Annotated in this window: 3 protein-coding genes; all 3 read right to left on the reverse strand. The window is 76.2% G+C overall.

The window, feature by feature from the left end:
- Positions 1 to 60: 60 nt before the first annotated feature.
- Complete coding sequence (locus tag AWW66_RS31235) at positions 61 to 264, reverse strand: cold-shock protein (RefSeq protein ID WP_067374184.1); 204 nt, start codon at positions 262 to 264, stop codon at positions 61 to 63.
- 210 nt (positions 265 to 474) lie between these two features.
- Positions 475 to 3,975, reverse strand: coding sequence for an ATP-dependent helicase (locus tag AWW66_RS31240; RefSeq protein WP_083979250.1), 3,501 nt, complete (start codon positions 3,973 to 3,975; stop codon positions 475 to 477).
- A 155-nt stretch (positions 3,976 to 4,130) separates the two neighbouring features.
- Positions 4,131 to 5,015: RecB family exonuclease (locus tag AWW66_RS31245; protein WP_157528261.1), on the reverse strand; the 885-nt coding region annotated here is incomplete at its 5' end.

The raw sequence follows: 5,015 nt of genomic DNA on the forward strand, positions 1-5,015 counted from the left end.
GGGGCGGCCGCAGCACCGCGTCCGGGTGGACGCGGTGGAAGTCGCGGTGGTCGCCGCGGCTCAGAGCGGGCGGATGTTCTCCGCCTGCGGGCCCTTCTGGCCCTGGGTCACCTCGAACTCGACCCGCTGGTTCTCGTCCAGCGACCGGTAGCCGGAGGTCTGGATCGCCGAGAAGTGGGCGAAGACGTCGGCGCCGCCGCCGTCCGGGGTGATGAAGCCGAAGCCCTTGTCAGCGTTGAACCACTTGACGGTGCCAATTGCCATCTGTTTCGTCTCCTTGACGGAACGTCTCGCCCGCACCTGTTGCGGGTCGAGGGGAGCGCCCGCGCACGGTCGCACGGGTCGCGATGTCGCTGCTGGTCGCCCCGCCCGGAGAACTCCGGACACAACAAAGTGCGCCTGGGGCCACAATCCGCCAGGCGCACACAGAGTCTCTGGAAACCAAAACTGCAACGCAGCCAATCTACCACGACATCAGCCGGCGGCGCGCCTGTTCGCCGATGTTTCCGTCCGACCAGTGCTCGGCGCTGCCGGCGGGCCGGTGCCCGGTGCCTCCGGCAGGCCGGCGATCAGGTCGGTCAACCCGTCGGCGTCGAGCAGGTCCGCCGGGCGGACGGTCACGCCGTCCCGGACGTAGTGGAAGGCGGCGCCCACCTGCTCGACCGGCACCCCGGCCAGCTCCGCCCAGGCCAACCGGTAGACCGCGAGCTGGACGGCAGCGGCCCGTGCCTCGTCGCCGGCCGGCTGCCGCCCGGTCTTCCAGTCGACCACGTCGTACCGCCCACCGGGGCGGGCGAAGACCGCGTCCATCCGCCCCCGGACCACCACCTGGGCGATCACCGTGGCGAAGGGCACCTCCACCTCCACCGGTACCCGGTCGGCCCACTCGCTGGCCAGGAAGCGCTCCTGCAACTCGACCAGGGCCTCGTCGGGCGCGGCGTCGGCGTCGGCGGCCCCGGGCAGCTCGTCCAGGTCGAGCAGCCGGTTCACCCCGAACCGCTGCTCCAGCCAGGTGTGGAAGGCGGTCCCCCGCCGGGCGTACGGGCTGGGCGAGGTGGGCATCGGCCGGCGCAGCGTACGGGCCAGCTCCGCCGGGTCCCGGCGCAGGGCGACGAGCTGCGTCACCGAGAGCTGCGCGGGCAGCAGCACCTCCACCGCGTCCGCCCGGCGCAGCAACTCGGCCCGCTCGGCCAGCAGGAGGTCCGCCTCCCGCCGCCACCGCGCCACCTCCCCGTCCTCGTCCCCGACCGGACCGCCCTCGGGCTGAGCGTGCTCAGGCGGGGCGTGCCCAGGCGAAGTCTGCTCAGGCGGGGCGTGCTCGGGCGGGGTGTCGGCGGCGAGGAACCGGCGGACCAGGGCGGCGGCCTCGGCGAGCGCGGGACGGCGGGCACCGAGCGGGTCGGCCGGCCACTCGGCGCGGAGCACCACCTCGGTGGTCGGGTTCACCGCGTCCCCCGCCGGCTCCGGCGCCCACTCGTCGACCACGTACCCGGGGCCGCCGGCCAGGCAGGCGTCGTGCACCTCGCGGAGGAAGACCGACGCGCCCCGGGGACGCTTCGTCCCCTCCCCCCACCAGTACCCGGAGCAGAGCAGCAGCCGCCGGGGCCGGGTCACCGCCACGTACGCCAGCCGGCGTTCCTCCCGCTCGTCGTGCGCCCGCCAGGCGTCGGTGAAGTCCGCCACCGCGCGGGCCACCCCGCGCTGGTCCGCGACCTCGGTCAGGTCCAGCTCCGGAAGCCCGTCAGCGTCCCCGCGCAGCGGGAACGGCAGCACCCCGAGACCGCCCAGCCAGTGATCGGAGTTGCGGGCCGACCCCGGCCAGCCGCCCCGGGTCAGCCCGGCCACCGCCACCACGTCCCACTCCAGGCCCTTGGCGGCGTGCGCGGTGAGGATCTGCACCGCCCCCTCCACCACCTCGACCTCGCCGGGGGTGAGCCCGCGCTCGGAGTCCTCGGCGGCGGCGAGGAAGGCCAGGAACCCGGCGAGGGTCGCGCCCGGCGTCTCGCCGCTGAACCGGGCCGCCACGTCGGCGAGCGCGTCCAGGTGCCCCCGGGCCAGCCCGGCGTCGCCCGCGCCGTCCCGGCCGGCCCGTACCGCCACCTCGACGTCCAGGCCAGTGGTCCGCTCGATGTCCGCGATCAGCTCCGGCAGGGTCTGGTCCAGCCGGTACCGCAGCAGGGCCAACTCCTGGGCGTACGCGCGCAGCCGGGCGTACCCCTCCGCCGAGTACGCCTGCGCCGGCCCGAGGTCGGCCAGCGCCTCCACCAGCGTCGCCTCGTCGAGGACGTCGACGGTGATCTCGGGCTCCGGCCGCCCGGCGGCGTCGGCCGGGCCGGACAGCTCCCGGCGGGCGGTGGCGAGCGACCGGGCCCGCCGGTGCAGGGCCACCAGGTCCCGGGGCCCGATCCGCCAGCGGGCGCCGGTGAGCAGCCGCAGCAGGGCCGCCCCGTCGGTCGGGTCGGCCAGCACCCGCAGCGTGCACACCACGTCCCGGACCTCGGGCGTGTCCAGCAGCCCGCCCAGCCCGACCACCTCGACCGGCAGCCCCCGCGCCCGCAGCGCCGACTCGACGGCCGGGATCTGGCTGCGCACCCGGACCAGCACGGCGGTGGTCGGGCGACGGGTCACCGGAATCTGCTCCGGCAGCGCCCCGGGCATCCGCGCGGCCCCCTGCCAGGCGGCCAGCACGCTGTCGGCAATCCAGTCGGCCTCCTCGGCGTACGTGCCGAGCAGCGCGCAGTGCAGCGTCCCGCCGGCCGCCCCGCGCGGGGTACGGTGCGGGATCGGCTCGGCGACGCTCAGCGCGGCCCGCAGCTCCGGTACCCGGGCACCGGCCGCCCGCAGCGGCGTGGCCAGGGCGTTCGCCACCGCCAGGATCTCCGGCCGGTTACGCCAACTGGTGGTGAGGCCGAGCACCCGGGCCGGGGCCCCGTCGACGCGGGCGAAGGCGGCGGGGAAGCGGTCCAGCGTGCCGGCGCTCGCCCCGCGCCAGCCGTAGATCGACTGGCACGGGTCACCGACGGCGGTGACCGGGTGCCCGCCGCCGAAGAGCGCGTTGAGCAGCACCACCTGCGCGTGGCTGGTGTCCTGGTACTCGTCGAGCAGCACCACCCGGAACCGGTCCCGCTCGATCTCGCCGACCCCCGGGTGGTCCCGGGCGACCCGCGCCGCACGGGCCAACTGGTCGGCGAAGTCCATCGCCTCGAAGTCCTCCTTGCGCCGGGCGTACGCGCGCACCAGCGGGAGCAGCTTCAGCCGGGTCTGCTGGAGCGCGAGCGCCTTGCGCACGTCCGCGTAGATCCGTCCCGGCCGGGACTGCACCTCGGCGAAGAACCGGCCGGTCCAGGCGGCCAGGGTGTCCGGGTCGACCAGGTGCTCGTCCAGCTCCCCGGCGAGCGCCAGCACCGCGTCGGTGATGGTGCTCGGCATCCGGTCCACCCCGGACATGTCCCCGTCGTAGTTGCGCACCAGCAGGTCCACCAACTGCCAGCGGGACGCCTCGGTGAGCAGCCGGGTCGCCGGCTCGTACCCGGCGCGCAGCCCGTGCTCGGTGACGATCCGCGCCGCGTACGAGTGGTACGTGGCGACCGTCGGCTCACCGGCCAGCGGGTCGTCCGCCGGGTCGCGCGCCTGCCGGCCCAACCGGCGGACCAACTGGTCCAGCCGGGTACGCACCCGGTGCGCCAGCTCACCGGCGGCCTTGCGGGTGAAGGTGAGCCCGAGGACGTGCTCCGGCCGGACGTACGAGTTCGCCACCAGCCAGACCACCCGGGCGGCCATCGTCTCGGTCTTGCCCGACCCGGCGCCCGCCACCACCAGCAGCGGCTCCACCGGCGCGGCGATGATCGCCGCCTGTTCCCGGGTCGGGGCGGGCAGCCGCAGCAGCTTCGCCAGCTCGACCGGGGTGTACCGGGGCCCGGCGTCGGCCGCCCGGGGCACCGGGGGCGCGGCGCGGAACAGGGCGGGCTGCGTCACGACGCTCGCTCCGGTCGCGGCTGCGCGGCTCGCACGCTCACTCCTCAGGTCGGGCCCGGTGGGTCGGCGCCGGGCCGGCCGGCGACCACCCACAAAGCGGTACGGCCCCGCTGGTCGTCATGGTGGCCCCGGTGGTCACGGCTGACTACCGGTGGTCACGGTGCCCCGTCCGGGCGGCGCGGGGCCGGCGGCTCGACCACCTGGCGACCCTGGCCCGACACCGGGCAACTGGTCCGCACCGGGCAGACCCGGCACTTCGAGTTGGCGACCGCGGCGAAGGTGGCCGCGGCCATCGTATCGGCGGTACGCCGGACCAGCGCGGTCGCCCAGCCGGCCGCCGGGCCGTCCCCGGCCGGCGGCTGGCTCTGCTCCCGGGCGTCCTTGCCGCCGGTGCCGAGCTGCACCAGCGCCGCCCCGCCGGAGGTCTCGCCGAACTCGGCGAACGCCCCCGCCTCGACCGCCGCCTGGTACGCCCCGAGCTGCGGGTGCCCGGCGACGTCGCTGGCCGACACGGTGGTGGTACGGCCGGTCTTCAGGTCGACCACGACCAGCCGCCCGTCGGCGTCGACCTCCAGCCGGTCCACCCGGCCGGTCAGCTCCACCGGCCGGTGCGGGTCGTCCAGGCGGACCGCGAACTCGTGCTCGATGGCGAGCAGCCGGCGCGGGTTCCCAGCCAGCCAGCGCAGCAGCTTGTCCACCATGGCCTCGGCGCGGGCCTGCTCCGGCCCGGCCATCCACCGGGCGGCCAGCTCGATCGCGTCGAACCGGGCGGTGACGTACTCCAGCAGGGCCGACCGGTCGACGCTGGCGTTCTCGGCGAGCATCGCGGCGGCGTGCACCAGGTTGCCCACCCCCTGGGCGGCGCTGGCCGCGGCGCTGCCCCCGTGCCGTTCCAGCAGCCAGCGCAGGCTGCACCGCAGGGCGCTCTCCATCCCCGACGGGGTCACCCGGACCGGATCGCCGTCGTCGACCAACGGCCGGTCGTCGGAGAGCCCGCGCAACCCCCACCAGTCGTCCGGGTGCGCGCCCGGCACCCCGGC

It is taken from the genome of Micromonospora rosaria, assembly GCF_001567585.1.
Taxonomy (GTDB): Bacteria; Actinomycetota; Actinomycetes; order Mycobacteriales; family Micromonosporaceae; genus Micromonospora; species Micromonospora rosaria.